This is a genomic window from Nonomuraea diastatica, from assembly GCF_004349015.1.
GTDB lineage: Bacteria > Actinomycetota > Actinomycetes > Streptosporangiales > Streptosporangiaceae > Nonomuraea > Nonomuraea diastatica.
In genome coordinates this window covers 19412-37847 of sequence record NZ_SMKP01000096.1, presented here as the reverse complement: position 1 = coordinate 37847, position 18436 = coordinate 19412, and the positions used below count along the sequence as shown (strand labels likewise).

The window sequence follows — 18436 nt, the reverse complement described above, 5'->3', positions numbered from 1 at the left end:
GGGTGGAGGGCCGGGCTGGGGTCAGGTGATTTTGGTGAGGGTGCGTACGGAGGCGGCGTGCCGGTAGACCTCGCCCGTGGTGGTGTCGAAGTACGGTGACGATACGGCGTCGTACCAGCCCTGGGCGTCCCTGTTCCAGGTGAGGCTGTTGACTCCGACCAGGGTGCCGAGCCCGCGGTTGTCGTTCCAGCCGATCAGCCAGGGCCCGCCGCTCGCGCCGTGGCTGAAGTCGCAGGGCTGGAGTTGTACGCCCTTCTGCAGGTCGAAGGCGGGGGCCACGGCTGCCCACTGGGTGGTGGTCCTCTTGATGCAGAAGCGCAGCTTCTTGCCGTTGAAGGGGCGGCTCCTGTCGGGCTGCATGCCCGCCGGGTAGCCGAACGGGACCGCGGAGTACGTGCCCGGCTTCTTGTTGAGTTCGAGGCCCTGCCCGCCCACGTTGTCCTGGAGGCGGCCGATGTCCTTCATGACGTAGGAGCCGTTCTTCTTCGTCCAGGTGAAGCCGCGGTGCACGGTCACGAAGGCGTAGTCGTAGTCGTAGTCGCCCTTGCCCGACCAGTCTTCGTGCAAGCTGATGGCGGCGCCGACGTAGATGCCTTTGGACGCTTCGCCGTTGGGGCCGGGGTCGGGGACGAAGATCCAGGAGTCGGCGGCCCTGGCCTGGCGCGAGTCGTACGCGCAGTGGGCGGCCGTGGCGACCACGCTGCGGTTGCGGGCGGCGACGGCGCTGGCCGAGCACCAGTATTCCTTGTCGCCGAAGCGGAAATAGACCTTGCCCATGGTCGTGGCCATCTTGCCCTTGCGCGGCATCGCGGACGCCACGCTCTGCGCGGCGAGGGTGCGCCTGATGGCGGCGACGGGGCGGTGCTGTTCCGTGGCGGTCTGGGGCTCGGACGTCGGGGCGGCCTTGGCGCCGGGCGTGGCCGGGCTGTAGTTGTCGGCCACCTTGAGCCGGTCGGGCTTCCAGTGCTCGGCGACCCTCTTCACGTCCGCCTGGGTCGCGGCGAGGGGGACGGCGTACACCTTGCTGGCGGCGGCGTCGGCGACCCCCGTGAGGGCGGGCAGCACGAGCAGCGCGCTGCTCAGTGCAGCGAGCGCGACGTGCCTGGCCCGGGGGATCATCTTTTGCCTTTCTTAGGGTCGTAAGGTGGGATTTTTCCAGATGTACAGACGGTATTGCAGCGAGGATAGAGATTCGTTACCTGATCAAGGGTGCACTTCGCACTATAAGGACTCCGTCAGACATCCACTCCGGTTACCTCCAAATGATCATTAATCAGCAGCGTCTTCCCAGGTCAGAGTGGGTTCGCAGATCTGATGATGTGCCGTGAAATGTCGTCATTCAGGTGGCTTTCGGTGTTGAGCGAGTGGCGCACACCACGTCGCCGCCGGCCCCATTCCGCCACCAGGGGAAGGCCCCGGATCCCTCCCGGGAGCCGGGGCCTGGGGTGCCGGCTAGATCACGGCATGTTGCCGGTCCAGCGGTTGGCGGCGGCCTTGTAGACCTTGTACGTGTCGGTATTGAAGTACGGCGACGAGATGTGGTCGTAACGGTCGTTGCCGTCGGTGTCCCACGCGACGCTGTTGACACCGATCAGGTAGCCGGTGCGCGACGCGCTCTTGTAGGAGTAGAGGAGCGGCCCGCCACTCGCTCCGGCGGTGAAGGAGCACTTGAGGCCGACGTGCTCCTGCAGGTTGTACTTCTTGGCCTCGGGCATCGGCTTGGTCTTGCCGTAGCACCACTTCATCGTGCGCCCGCTGAACGGCTTGTCGCCGTCAGGGTGCTCGCCGGCCGGGTAACCGAAGCTGAACACGGTCGCCTTCGTGCTCCGGTTCCAGGTGAAGCCCTGTCCGCCGACGTTGTCACCGAGGCGGCCGACGTTCTTGACCGTCCACTTCCAGCGGCCCCTGTCCTTCGCCCAGTCGACCTTGATGCCGTTGTAGACGTTGACGAACGCGTAGTCGTAGTCGTAGTCCTCCTTCACCACGAAATCGTCGTGCGCGTTGAACGTCTTGGCGGCGTAAATGCCGTAGGGCGCTTTGCCGTTCCAGACGCTGTTGCCGTCCCAGTACGACGGAATGAAGACCCAGTTGTCGTAGAAGGTGTTCTTCTTCGTGTCGTACACGCAGTGGGCGGAGGTCGCCACGAGGTTGCGGTACTTGCCCTGCACCGAGCTGGCCGAGCAGTAGCGCCAGTTCTTCGGGTTGCGCGGGTCGGCCTTGGGCAGCGTGAAGAACACGCGGCCGACGGTGTTCGGCAGGTTGACCTGCCTGCTCTTCTTGGCCTTCGACTTCTTCTCTCCGCCGATCGGCGGAACGGATCCCGCAGGGCCGTCGGGGGTGCTGTTGCCGCCCCTGACGCCCTTGGTGGTCAGGTCGATGGCGTCGTCGTAGTCGGTCGCCCGCTTCACGCGGTCCGGTGTCCAGAACTGGATCGCCTGCTCCGCGGGGGTGGCCGCGTTCTTGGACACGACGTCTGAGGGTGCCGTCGCGCCGGCCGCGGCGCCGCTGACCGTTCCTGCGGCCAGCCCGACGGCCACCAGGCCGGCCAGCGGGATCGCGATGCGCCTTGCTCGGGAATTCATGGAGCTCCTCTCGGCTTTCGGCGGCCCAGAGCGGGGTGCTGCGCCCCGGGTGGGCCAGGAAAACGATCGGAACGTTAATGAATGGCCGGAGCGGCGGCCAGGAAACGACGTGAAAAAGCATGGCCTGGTTCCGTTCCGTTATGGAAATAGCGAGATCGCATGTATTCCTGATCGGCATTTCCGCAGGTGGGGGGCGCCGGTATTTCTGCTCAGGCAACAGTGGTAACTCGTTTTATCAGAAGCCACTGCTTATCAACCGAATTTTGTTCTGGTTAGATGGTTTCATGGATCCTCGCACGCCCTGCCTCATTGGCATCGCACAACGCACCATTCGCGAGCAGCCCGGCCCCGAACCGCTCGGCCTGTGGGAGGAGGTGGCGCGCGCGGCCGCCGCCGACGCCCGCCTGCCCGCCGGGCGGCTCGACTCGATCCAGCTCGTCTACACCGACTCCTGGCAGTACGACTCTCCGGTGGGCCGCCTCGCCGAGCGCCTCGGCGCCGCGCCGCGCCACCGCGCCTACTCCAAGGTCAGCGGTACGGCTCCGCAGCTGCTCATCGGCGAGGCCGCCTCGAGGATCGCGGCAGGGGAGATCGACTCGGCGCTGGTCGCGGGGGCGGAGGCGCTGGCGACGCGCCGGGCGTACCGGCAGGCGGGTGAGAGCGTGCCGTGGAGCCATCCGGCCGTGCCCAAACCCCCTTACGGATGGGAGCGGCCGCCGCATCCGGCGGCGCTGGCCCACGGGCTGTTCATGCCGGTGCACACCTACGCGATCATGGAGACGGCACGGCGAGCGGCGTTCGGCCTCACGATCGAGGAGGAGATGCGCGAGCGGGGGCGCATGATGGCGCCGATGACCGAGGTCGCCGCCGCCAACCCGTACGCCTGGCGCAGGACCGCCCGCACCCCCGGCGAGCTGGTGCTCGGCAACCGCTTCGTCGGGTGGCCGTACACCAGGAACACGGTCGCCGTCATGGAGGTGGACCAGGCGGCCGCCGTCGTCCTGGCCAGCTCGCGGCTGGCCGACAGGTTGGGGGTGCCCGGCGGTCAGCGTGTGTACCTGCGCGGGTGGGCGTACGCGGAGGACACCTGGGAGGTGGCGGCGCGGCCCGCGCTCGGCCGCTCGGAGGCCATCGGCAGGGCCGCGGAGGCCGCCTTCAAGCGCGCGGGGCTCGGGCTGGACGACCTGCACGCCCTCGACCTCTACAGCTGCTTCGCGATCGCGCTGCGGCAGGCGTGTGACGCCGTCGGGCTCGACCCGCTGGACCGGCGGGGGCTCACGGTGACCGGCGGGCTGCCGTACGCGGGCGGGCCGGCCAGCGGCTACGTGCTGCACTCGACGGCCACGATGGCGGGGCTGCTGCGCGCGCAGCCCGGGCACGGGCTGGTGACCGGGGTGGGGATGCACCTGACCAAGCACGCCTACGCCGTCTGGTCCAGCGAGCCCGGAGGGCTGCCCGGTGGGAAGTCCGGTGGGAAGTCCGGTGGGGCCGCGCCGGTGTTCGTGGCCGAGGAGACGCCGATCGTGCCAGTCTTCTCGGGGGAGGCGGTCGTCGCCGGGTACACGGTGGCGCACGGGCGGGACGGCGCGCCCGAACGAGGGGTACTCGTGGTGGACGTGCCCTCCGGCGGGCGGGCGTACGCGGTGGTGGCGCGGGACGAGCTGCTGACCGACGCCGAGTCGCGCGAGTTGGTGGGGCAGGTGGTGCGGGTGGCGCACGACGGTGAGGTGAACGTTGCGACCTGGTGATCGTCTAAGTGGAAGCAAAATCTGTGACCGCGCGACTACTATCCGGTGTTGACATTTTTATGTCACTCGCCCACGCTGGAGTCATGCGAAGGACCACGGTGCGCATCGACGAGACGCTCCTCAACGAGGCGAAGGCATACGCGGCGAGAAACGGACGTAGTCTCAACTCAGTGATGGAGGACGCCTTGCGGCAACTCATCAACCGCTCCACGGAAGTGGCGGAGCGCCCCCGCGTGGAGCTGATCACATCAACCGCCGAGCCCGGCTACCAGACATGGGTCCAGAGGCGGCTGGACGCTGGCGAGAAGCTGGAGCACATCGTCTACGACCTCGATGACGAGGAGCGCTACCCGGAGCTGTTCCATGCTCCTCGCTGACATCGACATCCTGGTCAACGCCTTCCGCCACGAGTCTCCCGATCACGATCGATGCCATGTGATTGTGGAACAGATGGTGAACGGTGACTCCAGCTACGCCGTGAGCGATTTCGTCGTCAACGGCTTCGTCCGCACGGTCACCAACCGGCGCATCTACAAAAACCCCGACGACCTCGATCGTGCCCTGACCTTCGCCTCGTCCTACCGCAACCAGCCGCATGCCCTGGTGGTCAGCGGCGCGGACAGGCACTGGGAGATCTTCGTCAGGCTGTGCCGGCAGGCAGGGGCGTCGGGCAACTTGATCCCCGACGCCTACCTCGCCGCGCTCGCCATCGAGCACGGTTGTGAATTCGTGACCTGCGACAAGCATTTCGCCAGGTTCGAGGGCTTGCGCTGGCGGTCCCCTCTCAACTGAACTGGAGGGAAAGGGCGTAAGCCAGGCTACTCGGCGAGGAACGTCGTGGTTGACCGGTTCGACGTCATAGAGTCAGGCGGCGAGCGCGGACGCCGCCGCTGGATCGGGCTGGTGGTGGCGCTGGCGCTCCTGCTGGTCCCTGCTGTCAGCCTGCTCGTCAGCCGGGAGCCCGAGCGCGATCGCGCCCCCGACTCCGTGTTGCCGCAGCCGGTCCCCGAGCCCATCAGGTCCTTACGGACGATCGACAACCCGCCCAACGTCCTGCACGCCCAGCCCGAGGAGAAGGGCGGCGACGAGGTCATCGACGTGGTGTTTCCGCACGGCGCGCGCGTCGAGGTGCGCTATCCGGCCGAGCTCGGCCTCGCCGAGATGGGCTCGCGACCGTTCCAGGGCGCCTGGGTGGAGGGGAGCTACCGCCAGTTCGTCGCTCCGTACGGCGGCGAGGCGCAGATCACCCAAGGCGGCGAGCCGATCAGAAACTACGCCCCCAACGTCACGCTCTGGCCGCGCCCGGCGGGCAGCGGCGGCTACGGGCAGGTGCTGATGTTCGCGTTCGGGCCGTGGCGGCTGGCGATGTACGACCGGGGGAGGGGGCTGTCGTTCGAGCAGCGCACCGCGCTCGCCGAAGGGCTCAGAGGCAAGGTGACGAGGAACGGCTACCTGGTGTTGTCGGCCGAGGGCTCCGGAGACGGCGTGCGGCTCGCCGAACCGGGAGACACCGTGCGGGGGGAGCCGGTGGGGCCACAGCTGTGGTTCGGCGGCGGGACGGGGACGATGGTGGTGCTGGCGCCGGCGCCCGGCTGCAAGCGCACCGCCGCGGTCCCCTACGTCATCGGCGGGCGCGGGCGGCCCGTCGACTCGGTCTGCCGCAGCGGGGTGCAGGTCACCGTCACCGGCCCTCACACGTTCCGCGACCAGGCCATCAAGGGCATCCGGATCGCGTTCGAGTAGCACGTGCGCCCCGTGGCGGCAGGGCGGCAGGCCGTCGAGCGAAATCTTGTTAGTAAGGTGCGGCCATGTTCGCCGTAACCGCCACACAGACCGATCCCGACCATCCGCTCGCCGGGCTGACGCTCGGCGAGCACCCTGAGCCCAAGGCGCCGGACGGCTGGACGACCGTCTCCGTGCGGGCCGCCGCGCTCAACCACCACGACCTGTGGACGCTCAAGGGCGTCGGCATCCGGCAGGACCGGCTGCCGATCGTGCTGGGCTGCGACGCCGCCGGCGTGGACGAGGACGGCAACGAGGTCATCGTGCACGCGGTGATCGGCTCCGGCCCCGACGAGACGCTGGACCCCAGGCGCAGCCTGCTGTCGGAGACGTACGACGGCACGTTCGCCGAGCGGGTCGCCGTGCCGCGCCGCAACCTCGTGCCCAAGCCGGCCGCGATCAGTTTCGAGCACGCCGCCTGCCTGCCGACGGCCTGGCTGACCGCGTACCGCATGTTGTTCGACAAGGCCGGGCTCCAGCCCGGCTCCACCGTGCTGGTGCAGGGCGCGGGCGGCGGCGTCGCCACGGCGCTGATCGCCCTCGGCCGGGCCGGCGGTTACCGGGTCTGGGTGACCAGCCGTACGGAGGCCAAGCGCGAGCGTGCCCGCGAGCTCGGCGCCGACCAGGTCTTCGAGACGGGCGCACGGCTGCCCGAGCGGGTCGACGCCGTCATGGAGACCGTCGGGCAGGCTACCTGGGACCACTCGCTCAAGTCGCTCAGGCCCGGCGGCCGCATCGTCGTGTCCGGGGCCACCAGCGGCGCGGTCCCGCCCGCCGATCTCAACCGGGTGTTCTTCCTGCAGCTGTCCGTGGCCGGCTCGACGATGGGGACACGTGACCAGTTGCAGCGGCTGGCGGTGTTCCTGGAGCAGACCGGTGTGCGTCCGGTCGTCGACCGTACGTTGCCGCTGGCCGAGGCGCGGGACGGGTTCGCGGCCATGGCGGAGGGCGAGATCTTCGGAAAGATCGTCTTTTCCGGGTGAATAAGTAAATGGTTACTCCAGGCTCTCCTGGGTGATACAAGCAGAGAAAGCCGATGTCACCCGGGAGGCCGTCAGCATGGACGTCGAACCCTTCGGCCCAGGTTCGCTGCACTGGGACACGGCCGGCGAATATCGCAACCTGCTCGTGGCCGGCAGCGCGCTGGTCCTCCAGACCATGCACCCGGCCGTGGGCGCGGCCGTCGCCGAGCACTCCACGTACAAGTCCGACCCGTGGGGGCGGCTCACCCGCACGCTCACCTCCGTCCAGACCTGGGTGTACGGCGGCGCCGGTGGCCCGGCAGAAGGCGAGCGGCTCAGGAGGCTGCACCGGGACATCAGCGGGGTGGACGAGCACGGCAGGCACTACCACGCGCTGAACGGCGAGGCGTGGGCCTGGGTGCACTTATCGCTGTTCGAGCGCTTCCTCGCGCTCAACCGGTGGTTCGGCACCCCGTTCACCCATGAGCAGGAGGAGCGGTTCTACGCCGAGTCGCGGCAGCTCGGCGCGATCCTGCGGGTGCCCGAGCGGGAGATGCCGGGCGACCTGGCGGCGTACAGGCGGTATTTCGACGACATGGTGGCCGACCGGCTGGAGCCGCACCCGACCGCGCTGGAGGTGCTGGCCGTCATGCGCGGCACACCGCCGCCGCCCGGCCTGCCCCGGCAGCTGCGCGGGTTGTGGACGCCGGTCGGGGCGGGGTCGGGGGAGTTCAACCACTTCGTGACCGTCGGCACGCTGCCGCCGGCCGTACGCGGGAAGCTGGGGCTGCGGTGGGCGGCCCGGGACGAGCGGCGGCTGCGGCAGGTCGGGCACGCGGTGGCGACGCTCACGCCGCGCCTGCCCGAACGCCTGCGCTACATGCCCATCGCCTACCGTGCCCGCCGCGTCGCACGGAGGGCACGCCGCGTCGAGCGTCTCCTGCGTTCCGCCTGACGCCCACGAGCCCCTCCCTCGCCGGGGCGGCGTCCGCGCGTCGCGTCAGCGTCCGAGGACGTCGCGGACCGGGCGGCGTACGCGGGTCGCGTCAGCGTTCCAGGATGTCGCGGACGTTGCGGGCGGCGTCGTCGAGCGTCACGCGCAGCGCCGCCACCTTCTCCTGTGTCAGGCGCGTGCCCGACGCCTCCTCGCGGGTCCGGGCGACGAAGTCGGCCAGCAGCTCGCCCAGCTCGGCGTCGAGGTCGGCCCGGTTGGGCGGCGCGCCCCCGAGCGTGGCCCAGACCTCCGACCAGATCCTGCGCCATTCCTTGCTGAGCCGCTCGCCCTCGCCCTGCCAGTGGTCGGCGTGTTCCATCCACTGGCGTTTCTGCTGATCCTTGAGCCGCCTGAGGTCCTCCCGCTGCTTGTCGAGCAGGTCTCTGGCGTCGTCGCGGCTGCTGGTCCGCACGTCCTTGGCCATCCGGGTCAGCTCGTCGCGCAGCGACTTGACGGTGTCGCGGACGTCCTCCTTGACCTCGCGGGCGATGTCGCGCACGGAGGCGGAGATCTCCTCCTCCAGGTCGTCGAGCTCGTCGAGCCGGTCGTTCAGCTCCTCACGGCCCCTGTCGGTGATCGAGAACACCTTCTTGCCCTCGACCACCTCGTGCGTCACCAGGCCCTCCTCCTCTAGGCGGGCCAGGCGCGGGTAGATGGTGCCGGGCGAGGGCGAGTAGACGCCGAGGAACCGATCCTGGAGCAGCCTGATGACCTCGTAGCCGTGGCGCGGGCTCTCGTCGAGCAGCTTGAGCAGGTACAGCCGGAGCCGGCCGTGACCGAAGACAGGGCTCATTCCTTCTCCCCCTTGAGCAGCGTGACCTCACCGGAGACCGTGATCGCCGACAGCGAGGCCATGCCGCCACCCAGCCGCCCCGACAGCGCTTTGGAGCCGGGGCCTCCCGTGTTGGACAGTTCGTCGAACGTGCTGACCAGCCTGCCGGAGGTGGATCTGAGGCTGACGTCCGCCTCGACGTTCTCCGGCAGTCTGACCAGGATGTCACCGGAGACGCTGTTGAGCGTCACGTGCCCCGTGGGACGGAGCGCCAGGTCGGCCGTGAACCGGCCGGAGATCGTGGTGGCCTTCAGCCGGCGCGGGGAGCCGTCGGCCACCGTCAGGTCGCCGGAGACGCTCTTGAACGCCAGGTCGCCGGACATCGCCCGGCTCTCGACGGGGCCCGAGACGGTGTTGGCCAGCACGTCGCCGCTCACGGCGTCGAGCACGATCTCGCCCGACACGCTCTTGACGTGGGTCTTCGTCTCGAACCCGGCCACCACGGCGGGCGCGCTGACCACGCCGGCGTTGACCTTGCAGGTTTTCGGCACGGTGATCGACAACACCGTCCTGCGGCGGTCGCGGCGCAGCCAGCCGAGCATGCCGTCCCACGTCAGGTCCTTGTAGGCGACGGTGAGCGACCGGGTGTGCTCGTCGTAGGTCACGATGAGCGGCGCTGCCGAGTCGACCTCGGCCACCTCCAGCGTGGGTGGGCCCTCGCTGGCCAGCACGTCCAGCCGTCCGGCCACGATGCGTACGTCCAGCGTCTCGACCTGGCCGAACGTGAGCTGCTCGGGTGCCTCGATCGCCCACTGTTGCATGATTCCTGCCCTTCTTGGCGACACGTCTCCTAGAGACACGATATGTCGCGTCTGCCGAGATCTCAAGATGTATCGCGTTTTGGGCCAGGAACGGATTACTCGTCCTCCTCGTCGTCCAGCCGCGCCAGCCACGTGGCGAGCCGCTCGACGGGCGTCTCGAACTCGGGGTTGAGGTCGACGAACTCGCGCAGCCGCTCGCCGAGCCACAGGAGGCTGACCTCTTCCTCGCCCCGCCGCTCGACCAGTTCCTCGATCCCCCGATCGGTGAAGTACATCGTCGTCCATTCCTTCCACGGGCGAATCGCCCGGCTCAACCTGTCAAAACGCCAGTGAGCCCCCGGACGGGCCGGGGGCTCACCGTTCGTTCGGGCCTGCTTCAGCTGTAGAGCTGCTCGACAATGGTCTCGAGCTCATGGTCGTGCGTGTTGTGCGAGCCCGTGGCCGGCGAACTGTTGGGTGTGCGCGACACCCGGCGCAACCGTCGCCCGCCCAGGACCTGCGGGTCCTCGGCCAGCTTGAGCGTCAGGTAGGGCCACGGCCCCATGTTGACCGGCTCGTCCTGGGCCCAGACCAGCTCCGCCTGCTCGCCGTAGCGCGCCAGCTCGGCGGCCAGCTCGTCGGACGGGAACGGGTAGAGGCGCTCCAGCCGGACCAGGGCGACGTCGTCACGGCCCGTCTTGTCGCGCTGCGCGGCCAGCTCGTAGTAGAGCTTGCCGGAGCACAGCACGACCTTGGTGACCTTGCCAGGGTCGGCCGTCGTGTCGCCGAGCACCGGCTGGAAGGTGCCCGAGGTGAAGTCGGACGCCTTGGACGTGGCCGCCTTGTGCCGCAGCAGCCACTTGGGCGTGAAGACCACCATCGGCTTGTGGCGCTTGGACTCGACCTGCCAGCGCAGCAGGTGGAAGTAGTTGGCCGGCGTGGTTGGCTGCGCCACCGTCATGTTGTCGAGCGCGCAGACCTGCAGGAACCGCTCGATCCGGGCCGAGGAGTGGTCGGGGCCCTGGCCCTCGTAGCCGTGCGGCAACAGCAGCACGACCGAGGACTTCTGGCCCCACTTCTGCTCGCCCGACGAGATGAACTCGTCGATGATCGTCTGAGCGCCGTTGACGAAGTCGCCGAACTGCGCCTCCCAGGCGACCAGCGCGTCAGGCCGCACGACGCTGTAGCCGTATTCGAAGCCGAGCGCCGCGAACTCGCTGAGCAGCGAGTCGTAGACGTAGAACTTCGTCGTGCCGTGGTTGAACGTCTTGAGCGGCGTGTGGTCGGCGCCGGTCATCCGGTCCACCAGCACGGCGTGGCGCTGGGTGAACGTGCCGCGCCGGGAGTCCTGGCCGACCAGGCGCACCGGGTGGCCGTCGATCAGCAGCGAGCCGAACGCCAGCGTCTCGCCCATCGCCCAGTCGATGGCGTCCTGCTCGACCATCTGGCCACGGCGCTGCAGCACCGGCGCCAGGCGCGGGTGCGGCGTGAAGCCCTCGGGCAGGCTCAGCTGGGTGTCGACGATGCGCTTGAGCGTCTCGTCGCTGATCGCCGTCGGCGTGTCGTCGTGCGACCACTTGACCACCTCGGCCGGCGGCACCCGCATGGCGCCCGCCTCCAGCGGCTTCTTGGCCGCCTCGCGGGTCTCGGTGAACGCCTGCTCCAGCTTGGCCTGGTAGTCGCGCAGCGCCTGCTCGGCCTCCTCGACTGTGATGTCGCCCCGGCCGATCAGCGCCTCGGTGTAGAGCTTGCGGGTCGAGCGCTTGGCGTCGATCAGGTCGTACATCAGCGGCTGGGTGAAGGCCGGGTTGTCGCCCTCGTTGTGGCCGCGGCGGCGGTAGCAGATGAGGTCGATGACGACGTCCTTGCGGAACGCCTGACGGTATTCGTAGGCCAGCTCGCCCACGCGGACCACGGCCTCGGGGTCGTCGCCGTTGACGTGGAAGATCGGCGCCTGGATCATCCGCGCCACGTCGGTCGCGTAGACCGACGAGCGGGACGAGGCGGGCGAGGTGGTGAAGCCCACCTGGTTGTTGACCACCACGTGCACGGTGCCACCGGTGCGGTAGCCGCGCAGCTGCGACAGATTGAGAGTCTCGGCCACGACACCCTGGCCGGCGAAGGCCGCGTCGCCGTGGACGAGGACGGGCAGGACGGTGAAGCCCTCCTCGCCGCGCTCCAGGAGGTCCTGCTTGGCGCGGACGACGCCCTCCAGGACCGGGTCGACCGCCTCCAGGTGGGAGGGGTTGGCGACCACCGACGCGGTGATCGTCTTGCCGCTCGGTGCGGTGAACTCGCCCGCCGCGCCCAGGTGGTATTTCACGTCGCCGGAGCCGTGCGCGGTGCGCGGGTCGATGTTGCCCTCGAACTCGCCGAAGATCTGCGCGTAGGACTTGCCGACGATGTTGGCCAGCACGTTGAGCCGGCCGCGGTGGGCCATGCCGATGACGACCTCGTCGAGGTCTTCGTCGGCGGCGTCGCTGATCACCGAGTCGAGCAGCGGGATCAGGGACTCGCCGCCCTCCAGCGAGAAGCGCTTCTGGCCGACGAACTTCGTCTGCAGGAACGTCTCGAACGCCTCGGCGGTGTTGAGCCGCGACAGAATGTTGAGCTGCTCGTCGCGCTCGGGCGACTTGTGCGGCTTCTCCACCCGCTCCTGGATCCAGGCCCGCTCCTCGGGATTCTGGATGTGCATGTACTCGATGCCGACCGTGCGGCAGTAGGAGTCGCGCAACACGCCCAGGATCTCGCGCAGCTTCATCAGCGGCCGGCCGCCGAACCCGCCGGTGGCGAACTCCCGCTCGAGGTCCCACAGCGTCAGGCCGTGCGACTGGATGTCGAGGTCGGGGTGCTTGCGCTGCTTGTATTCCAGCGGGTCGGTCTCGGCCATCAGGTGGCCGCGCACGCGGTAGGCGTGGATCAGCTCGAGCACCCGCGCCGACTTGGACACGTCGTCGTCGTGCGACGTCGACACGTCCTGGACCCAGCGGACCGGTTCGTACGGGATCCGCAGCGCCTCGAAGACCTCGTCGTAGAAGCCGTCCTCGCCGAGCAGCAGCCGGTGGATCTGGCGCAGGAAGTCGCCCGACTGAGCGCCCTGGATGATCCGGTGGTCGTAGGTGCTGGTCAGCGTCATGACCTTGGAGACGGCCAGGCGCGAGAGCGTGTCGGGCGAGGCGCCCTGGTATTCGGCGGGGTATTCCATCGCGCCGACGCCGATGATCGTGCCCTGGCCGGGCATCAGGCGCGGCACGGAGTGCACGGTGCCGATGGTGCCGGGGTTGGTCAGCGAGATCGTGGTGCCGGCGAAGTCGTCGACGCCGAGCTTGCCGGCCCGCGCCTTGCGGACGACCTCTTCGTAGGCCATCCAGAACTGCCGGAAGTCCATCTCCTCGGCGCCCTTGATCGAGGGCACGAGGAGCTGGCGCTCGCCGTTGCTCTTCTGCACGTCGATCGCCAGGCCGAAGCCCACGTGCTCGGGCTTGACGAGCGTGGGCTTGCCGTCGATCTCCGTGAAGGAGTAGTTCATCTCCGGCATGGCACGCAGCGCCTTGACGATCGCGAAGCCGATCAGGTGGGTGAAGGACACCTTGCCGCCGCGACCCCGCTTGAGGTGGTTGTTGATCACAATGCGGTTGTCGACCAGCAGCTTGGCCGGGATGGCGCGCACGCTGGTCGCGGTCGGCACCGACAGCGACTGCTCCATGTTGGCGGCCGTGCGGGCCGCGGCGCCGCGCAACTTCACCTCCTCGGCGCCCTTGGGCACCGGGGTGGCCGGTTGCTTCGGCTTCTCGGCTGCCGGTGGCGGCTTGGGCGCCGCCTTGGGAGGCGCGGGGGCGGTCACAGTGCCGTTCCCCGCCTCCTTGGCCGGGGTCCGGCCCGGTCCGTAGTCAGGGTTGTAGTCAGCGAAGAAATTCCACCAAGCCTTGTCGACCGACTCAGGGTCTTGGAGGTATTTCTGGTATAGCTCGTCGACAAGCCACTCGTTCTGACCAAAGCTTGCCAGCGGGTTTGTCCGCGACGACTCAGACGACACGGCGGAAATCGCCCTCTTCCGCAGATCGGCGTTGATGTTAGAGAACCTTTCCAAGGCTACTCGCCCGGACTGGCAGCGCGCGCCTAGGTGGGTGTGCCGCCACGCACGATCCTCTCAGGACAGCGCGATGAGGTCACGACCCCCTCGTCAACCCGGGGGGTGGCGCAATTATCACTATTTGGTATCAACACCCTGTCCGGAGGTTTACTTCCCTCCAGACACCAATCTGCTGGCGATCCGCGCCTGAGGGGACAACTCGGACAGGAGGTCCGCGAGTTCCTCGCCCGCCTGCTTGAGGTCCTCCAGCGACATCGGCTCCAGGCGCTCCAGCAGGAAGATCGCGTTGGTGGTCTCCTCGGTGAGCCGGGTGCGCACCACCTGGCGCCAGTTCCACCTGCGGCAGGTCACTCCGAGGTCGTCGCGCCAGATCACCTCGCCGGGGTCGGGCGTGCCGAGCGCCTCCTCGGACGCCTCGTCGCCGCTCGCCCTGACCAGCCGTGCCGGGCCGGAATAGCGGTCGAGGTCTTCCCCGCCGATGGGCAGCGCGTGCTTCACGCTGATCGAGTTGTAGGCGTCGACGACCCGGTTGATCTCCGGCAGCGGCATCCGGCGGGTGAGCGCGTCGACCGAGGGCCTGGTGCGCTGCGGCTTGGCCCCGAACGCGCGGTAGGCGTCCTTCCAGGCGCCGATCTTGTCGGTCTGGACGGGGACGGCCGAGGCCTCGGCGAGCCAGGCGCGTGAGCGTTCGTCGGTGGGCCCGTTGCGCAGGTCGCGGGCGGCCATGACGAGGACCGCGAAGTCGGGGCGCAGCGCGAAGACCGCGTCGTCCACCTGGATGTCGTCAAGCATCCCCACAGTTTATGAGCAGGGAAATCGCCAAATACACTTTGCAAAATTACCTTTGCGGTCTACGGTGGAGGGCATGGAGGAGCAGTACAAAATCAGTGACGCGCAGGTGCTCAAGGTCGTCGCCCACCCGCTGCGGGTGCGCCTGCTCGGCCTGCTGCGCAACGACGGGCCGGCCACGGCGAGCGAGCTGGGCCGCAAGGTCGGCGAGAGCTCCGGCTCGACCAGCTACCACCTGCGCGAGCTGTTCAAGTACGGCTTCATCGAAGAGGACCCCGACCGGCGCGACGGGCGCGAGCGCCGGTGGCGGGCCCGCCACCGCTACACCTCGTGGGACGCCGTCGAGCTGTCCGGCACCGAGGAGGGCCGCGAGGCCGTCAAGGTCGTGCACCTGCGGCAGGCCGAGATGGTCGGGCGGCTGATGGAGGCGTTCGACCCCGGCGACTGGGCCGACGACTGGGTGGAGGTGTCCGGGATGAGCGACCACGTCCTCTCGCTGCCGCCCGCGGCGGTGCGGGAGTTGAAGAACAAGGTCGAGGAGCTGGTGGGCGAGCTCTCCACCCGCTACGCCGCCGATCCGGCCGCCAGGCAGGTCTCCGTCTGGTTCGGCGCGGTGCCACGCCTCCGTGAAGAAGAGCGGGACGAGCGGTGACCGCGCGATCGGCCTTACGCCGCTACATGCTCGTCAGCTTCCTGACCTGGCTGCCGCTCGGGCTCGCGATGGCCGCCCAGGTGCTGCTGATGACCGAGCGAGGTCTCGGCCTGGCGGAGATCGGGCTGGCGACGACGGTGTTCTCGATCGTGACCGTGAGCCTCGAACTGCCCACCGGCGGGCTGGCCGACGTCCTGGGGCGGCGCGTGGTGCTGGCGGCCTCGGCTGTGTTCACCGTCGCGGGCCTGGCGCTGATGAGCGTGTCCACGACGCTGGGGATGTTCATGGTGGGCAGCGTGCTGAAAGGCGTGGCCAGGGCCTTGTCCAGCGGCCCGGCCACCTCCTGGTACGTCGACACGCTGCACGGCATCGAGGGCCGCGATGCCGACCTCAAGCCCGGCCTGGCCAGAGGCGGCGCGATGGAGGCCGTGGCCCTGTGCGCCGGCGTCCTGGCGGGCGGCGTCCTGCCGCTCCTGGTGCCGCCCTCGCTGATCCTCCCCCTGGCCGCGCCGTCCCTGCTGGGCGCCGTCGCGGCGGCGGTGCTGCTGCTCGTGGTGATGCTCGCGCTGCCCGAGCCGGCCCACCGGCGCCGTACGCTGTCGAGCGTCCTGCGCGAGGTGCCCGTGACGGTGGCGGGTGGCATCCGGCTGGCCGCGGGCCGCGCGCTGCTGCGCAGGCTCATGATGGTCGCGGCGGCGACGGGCGCGGTGCTGATGGCCATCGAGCTGCTCACCCCCGGACGGCTGGCCGAGCTGGCGGGCACGGCGGAGGAGGGCAGCCTGGCCTACGCCGTGGTCGCGGCGCTCGGCTTCGCGGGCAGCGCGATGGGCAGCGCGCTCGTGCCGCGCGTGGCACGGCTGGCCGGCGGCTCGGCCGGGGGAGCGGTCGCGGGGACGGTGCTGGCCGCGCTGTCCGTGGGCGCGCTGGCCGCGACGGCGGGCCTGGACGGCCTGCCGGGAACGCTGAGCGCGGCGCTGGCCTACGTCGTGCTGTTCGTCGGCGTCTCGCTGACGGGCGTGCTCTGCCTGGAGCTGACCCACAAGACCGTCACCGCCGCCGAGCGCACCACGGTCACCTCGACGAGCTCCATCGCCCTGCAGTCCGGCGGGACCCTGGCCAACCTCACGCTCGGCGCCCTGGCCGCGCAGGCAGGCCTCGCCGCCGCGTGGGGTGTCGTGGCGGTGGTGATGCTGGCCTCGGCGCTGTTGTTCGTCCGGATGCCCGCGCCTACAGGCTCCAGTCCAGCTCGGGCCCTACCGGCACGATCCGGCTCGGGTTGATGGTGGTCTGGGTGATGTAGTAATGACGCTTGATCTGGTCGAAGTCGGTGGTTTCGCGGAAGGCCGGGACGGCGTACAACCTGCGCGCGTACGCCCACAGCGCCGGATAGTCGATCAGCCGCCTGACGGAGCACTTGAAGTGCGCGTAGTAGACGGTGTCGAACCTGGCGAGGGTCGTGTAGAGGCGCACGTCACTGTCCGTGAGCGTGTCGAAGAGGAACTCCGACCCCGCCAGGCGCACCTCCAGGAAGTCGAGGGTGGTGAAGACGCGGGTGACGGCCTCCTCGTACACCTGCTGGTCGCGGGCGAAGCCGGCCTCGTACACCGCGTTGTTGAGGCCGTGGTAGAGGCGGTCGTTCATGATGGCGATGTCCGGCCGCAGACGCTCCGGGTAGAGGTTCGGCGCGGTGCCCCATGACGTCTCCAGATCGAGGGTGATCTGGGGGAAGTCGTTGGTGACGATGCGTTCGTCCTTCGCGTCCCAGACGCAGGGGACGGTGTAACGGCCCGTGTAGCCGGGGTCCGTCGCGTGGTAGAGCTCCGAGAGATATTCCGGGTCGCCGCCGGGAACGCGCCAGCCCTTCTCGTCGCGGATGGGATCGACGATCGTGACGTCCAGCAGGTCCTGCAGCCCGAGGAGCGATCGCACGATCAGCACGCGCTGCGCCCACGGGCAGGCGTAGGAGGCGTAGAGCCGGTACCGTCCCGGCTCGGGCGGGCCGAGCCGGTCCGTGAAACGGTTGGGCTGCCGGACGAAGCGGCCAGTGTCGGAAAGCTCGCGGCTCGGCTTCATAGTCCTAGTAGAACATGATTCGGATGCCGAACCTCGTTCGGGCACAATCGAGGCCATGACGAAATTCGTGGTGACCCCTGCCAATGTGGCACAGCGGGACGCGTGGGCCGGCGGGGCGATCCCCGAGGTCGAACGGGTGCGCCCGGGGCTGTGGTCCGTGCCGGTGCCGATCCCGGTCAATCCCCTGCGGTACGTGCTGGTCTACGTCCTGGAGCTGCCCGGCGGGGTGGCGATCGTCGACGCCGGGTGGAACACCGACGAGGCGTACGACGCGCTCGTCGCCGGCCTGGCCGTGGCCGGCTACGCGATCACCGACGTCAAGGGCGTGCTCGTCACGCACATCCACCCCGACCACTACGGGCTGGCCGGGCGGGTCCGTGAGATGTCGGGCGCGTGGATCGCGCTGCACCCGGCCGACGCGCGGCTGGTCCGCGACCGTTACGACGACGCGGCCATCGACTCCCTGGTGGAACGGGAGCGCGAGCTGCTGCGCCGCTGCGGGGTGCCCGCGCTGACGCTGGACGAGCTGGCCGGGGCCTCGATGATGATCCGGCACGTGGTCACCATGGCCAAGCCCGACCGGCTGGTGGAGGACGGCGACGAGCTCGGGCTGCCCGGCTGGGACCTGCGGGCGGTCTGGACGCCCGGCCACTCGCCCGGGCACCTGTGCTTCGTCTCGCCCGCGCGCAGGGTGCTGTTCTCCGGCGACCACGTGCTGGCCAAGATCACGCCGATCGTGGCCGTGCACCCGCAGTCGGGCCCCAACCCGCTGGCCGACTACCTCGACTCGCTGGCCGCCGTACGCAAACTGGACGTCGAGGAGGTGCTGCCCGCGCACGAATACCGTTTCCTGGAGCTGGCCGAGCGGGTCGACAACGTGATGGCGCACCACGACGAGCGGCTGGCCGAGATCGAGCGGGTGGTGGGCTCGCTCGACGGCGCCGCCTGCTGGGACCTGGCCACCCGGCTGACCTGGTCGCGCCCGTGGGAGACGATCCCGCCGTTCATGCGGCGTGCGGCCAACAACGAGACGCTCGCGCACCTGGCCTGGCTGGAGGCCAGGGGACGGGTGCGCCGGGTGGCGGGCGACCCGGACCTGTGGTTCCCGGTCTGACCGGGGCGCCGGACCTGTGGTTCCCGGTCAGACCGGGGCCGCTGGGACGTAGGCTCCCGAGCGCCGGGCGAGCGC

At 69.4% G+C, this 18436-nt stretch carries 17 protein-coding genes; 9 read left to right on the top strand and 8 right to left on the bottom strand.

The window, feature by feature from the left end:
- Window positions 1–21: 21 nt before the first annotated feature.
- Both E1294_RS29705 and E1294_RS29700 read right to left on the bottom strand, forming a co-directional pair.
- Window positions 22–1119: a trypsin-like serine peptidase gene (locus E1294_RS29705; protein WP_132513843.1), complete on the bottom strand. Its 1098-nt coding sequence runs from the start codon at window positions 1117–1119 to the stop codon at window positions 22–24.
- A gap of 338 nt (window positions 1120–1457) precedes the next feature.
- Window positions 1458–2582 (bottom strand): trypsin-like serine peptidase, encoded by a 1125-nt coding sequence (locus tag E1294_RS29700; protein ID WP_132513841.1) that lies wholly within the window; start codon window positions 2580–2582, stop codon window positions 1458–1460.
- Between the two features lie 284 nt (window positions 2583–2866).
- Here E1294_RS29700 and E1294_RS29695 point away from each other — a divergent pair, with 284 nt between their 5' ends.
- The 6 genes from E1294_RS29695 to E1294_RS29670 all read left to right on the top strand — a co-directional run bounded on the left by E1294_RS29695 (window position 2867) and on the right by E1294_RS29670 (window position 8029).
- A complete protein-coding gene (locus tag E1294_RS29695; RefSeq protein ID WP_132513839.1) occupies window positions 2867–4330 on the top strand; it encodes an acetyl-CoA synthetase in 1464 nt (487 codons plus the stop codon).
- Between the two features lie 98 nt (window positions 4331–4428).
- Window positions 4429–4707 carry a hypothetical protein gene (locus tag E1294_RS29690; protein ID WP_132513837.1) on the top strand — a complete coding sequence of 93 codons (279 nt, stop codon included), beginning with the start codon at window positions 4429–4431 and terminating at the stop codon, window positions 4705–4707.
- Window positions 4694–5122, top strand: a complete 429-nt coding sequence (locus E1294_RS29685) for a type II toxin-antitoxin system VapC family toxin (protein WP_165977542.1) — start codon at window positions 4694–4696, stop codon at window positions 5120–5122. Before E1294_RS29690 ends, E1294_RS29685 begins: the two co-directional genes overlap by 14 nt.
- 45 nt (window positions 5123–5167) lie before the next feature.
- Window positions 5168–6073: a hypothetical protein gene (locus E1294_RS29680; protein ID WP_132513833.1), complete on the top strand. Its 906-nt coding sequence runs from the start codon at window positions 5168–5170 to the stop codon at window positions 6071–6073.
- 65 nt (window positions 6074–6138) lie between these two features.
- Window positions 6139–7095 (top strand): zinc-binding dehydrogenase, encoded by a 957-nt coding sequence (locus tag E1294_RS29675; protein ID WP_132513831.1) that lies wholly within the window; start codon window positions 6139–6141, stop codon window positions 7093–7095.
- 76 nt (window positions 7096–7171) lie between these two features.
- A complete protein-coding gene (locus E1294_RS29670) occupies window positions 7172–8029 on the top strand; it encodes an oxygenase MpaB family protein (RefSeq protein WP_132513829.1) in 858 nt (285 codons plus the stop codon).
- A 91-nt stretch (window positions 8030–8120) separates the two neighbouring features.
- Here E1294_RS29670 and E1294_RS29665 read toward each other — a convergent pair whose 3' ends face one another.
- The 5 genes from E1294_RS29665 to E1294_RS29645 all read right to left on the bottom strand — a co-directional run bounded on the left by E1294_RS29665 (window position 8121) and on the right by E1294_RS29645 (window position 14525).
- Entirely contained in the window at window positions 8121–8861 is a 741-nt protein-coding gene (locus tag E1294_RS29665) for a PadR family transcriptional regulator (protein ID WP_132513827.1), read from the bottom strand.
- Window positions 8858–9661: a DUF4097 family beta strand repeat-containing protein gene (locus E1294_RS29660; RefSeq protein WP_132513825.1), complete on the bottom strand. Its 804-nt coding sequence runs from the start codon at window positions 9659–9661 to the stop codon at window positions 8858–8860. Before E1294_RS29660 ends, E1294_RS29665 begins: the two co-directional genes overlap by 4 nt.
- 95 nt (window positions 9662–9756) lie before the next feature.
- Window positions 9757–9936 (bottom strand): DUF6104 family protein, encoded by a 180-nt coding sequence (locus E1294_RS29655; protein ID WP_132513823.1) that lies wholly within the window; start codon window positions 9934–9936, stop codon window positions 9757–9759.
- A 101-nt stretch (window positions 9937–10037) separates the two neighbouring features.
- Entirely contained in the window at window positions 10038–13676 is a 3639-nt protein-coding gene (locus E1294_RS29650; protein WP_132513821.1) for a multifunctional oxoglutarate decarboxylase/oxoglutarate dehydrogenase thiamine pyrophosphate-binding subunit/dihydrolipoyllysine-residue succinyltransferase subunit, read from the bottom strand.
- Window positions 13677–13880: 204 nt separating this feature from the next.
- A complete protein-coding gene (locus E1294_RS29645; protein WP_132513819.1) occupies window positions 13881–14525 on the bottom strand; it encodes a B3/B4 domain-containing protein in 645 nt (214 codons plus the stop codon).
- Between the two features lie 73 nt (window positions 14526–14598).
- Here E1294_RS29645 and E1294_RS54795 point away from each other — a divergent pair, with 73 nt between their 5' ends.
- Window positions 14599–15174 carry a winged helix-turn-helix domain-containing protein gene (locus E1294_RS54795; protein WP_220448001.1) on the top strand — a complete coding sequence of 192 codons (576 nt, stop codon included), beginning with the start codon at window positions 14599–14601 and terminating at the stop codon, window positions 15172–15174.
- The gene (locus E1294_RS29635) at window positions 15171–16454 is read left to right on the top strand and encodes an MFS transporter (protein WP_132513817.1); all 1284 of its coding nucleotides are present in this window, start codon (window positions 15171–15173) and stop codon (window positions 16452–16454) included. The genes E1294_RS54795 and E1294_RS29635 overlap by 4 nt, the downstream gene beginning before the upstream one ends.
- Here the strand turns inward: E1294_RS29635 and E1294_RS29630 are convergent.
- Window positions 16402–17247, bottom strand: coding sequence for a glutathione S-transferase family protein (locus tag E1294_RS29630; protein ID WP_132513815.1), 846 nt, complete (start codon window positions 17245–17247; stop codon window positions 16402–16404). The two genes, E1294_RS29635 and E1294_RS29630, sit on opposite strands and share 53 nt — an antisense overlap.
- Before the next feature lie 55 nt (window positions 17248–17302).
- Between E1294_RS29630 and E1294_RS29625 the strand changes: the two genes are divergently transcribed.
- Window positions 17303–18361 carry an MBL fold metallo-hydrolase gene (locus tag E1294_RS29625; protein ID WP_132513813.1) on the top strand — a complete coding sequence of 353 codons (1059 nt, stop codon included), beginning with the start codon at window positions 17303–17305 and terminating at the stop codon, window positions 18359–18361.
- Window positions 18362–18436: the final 75 nt, after the last annotated feature.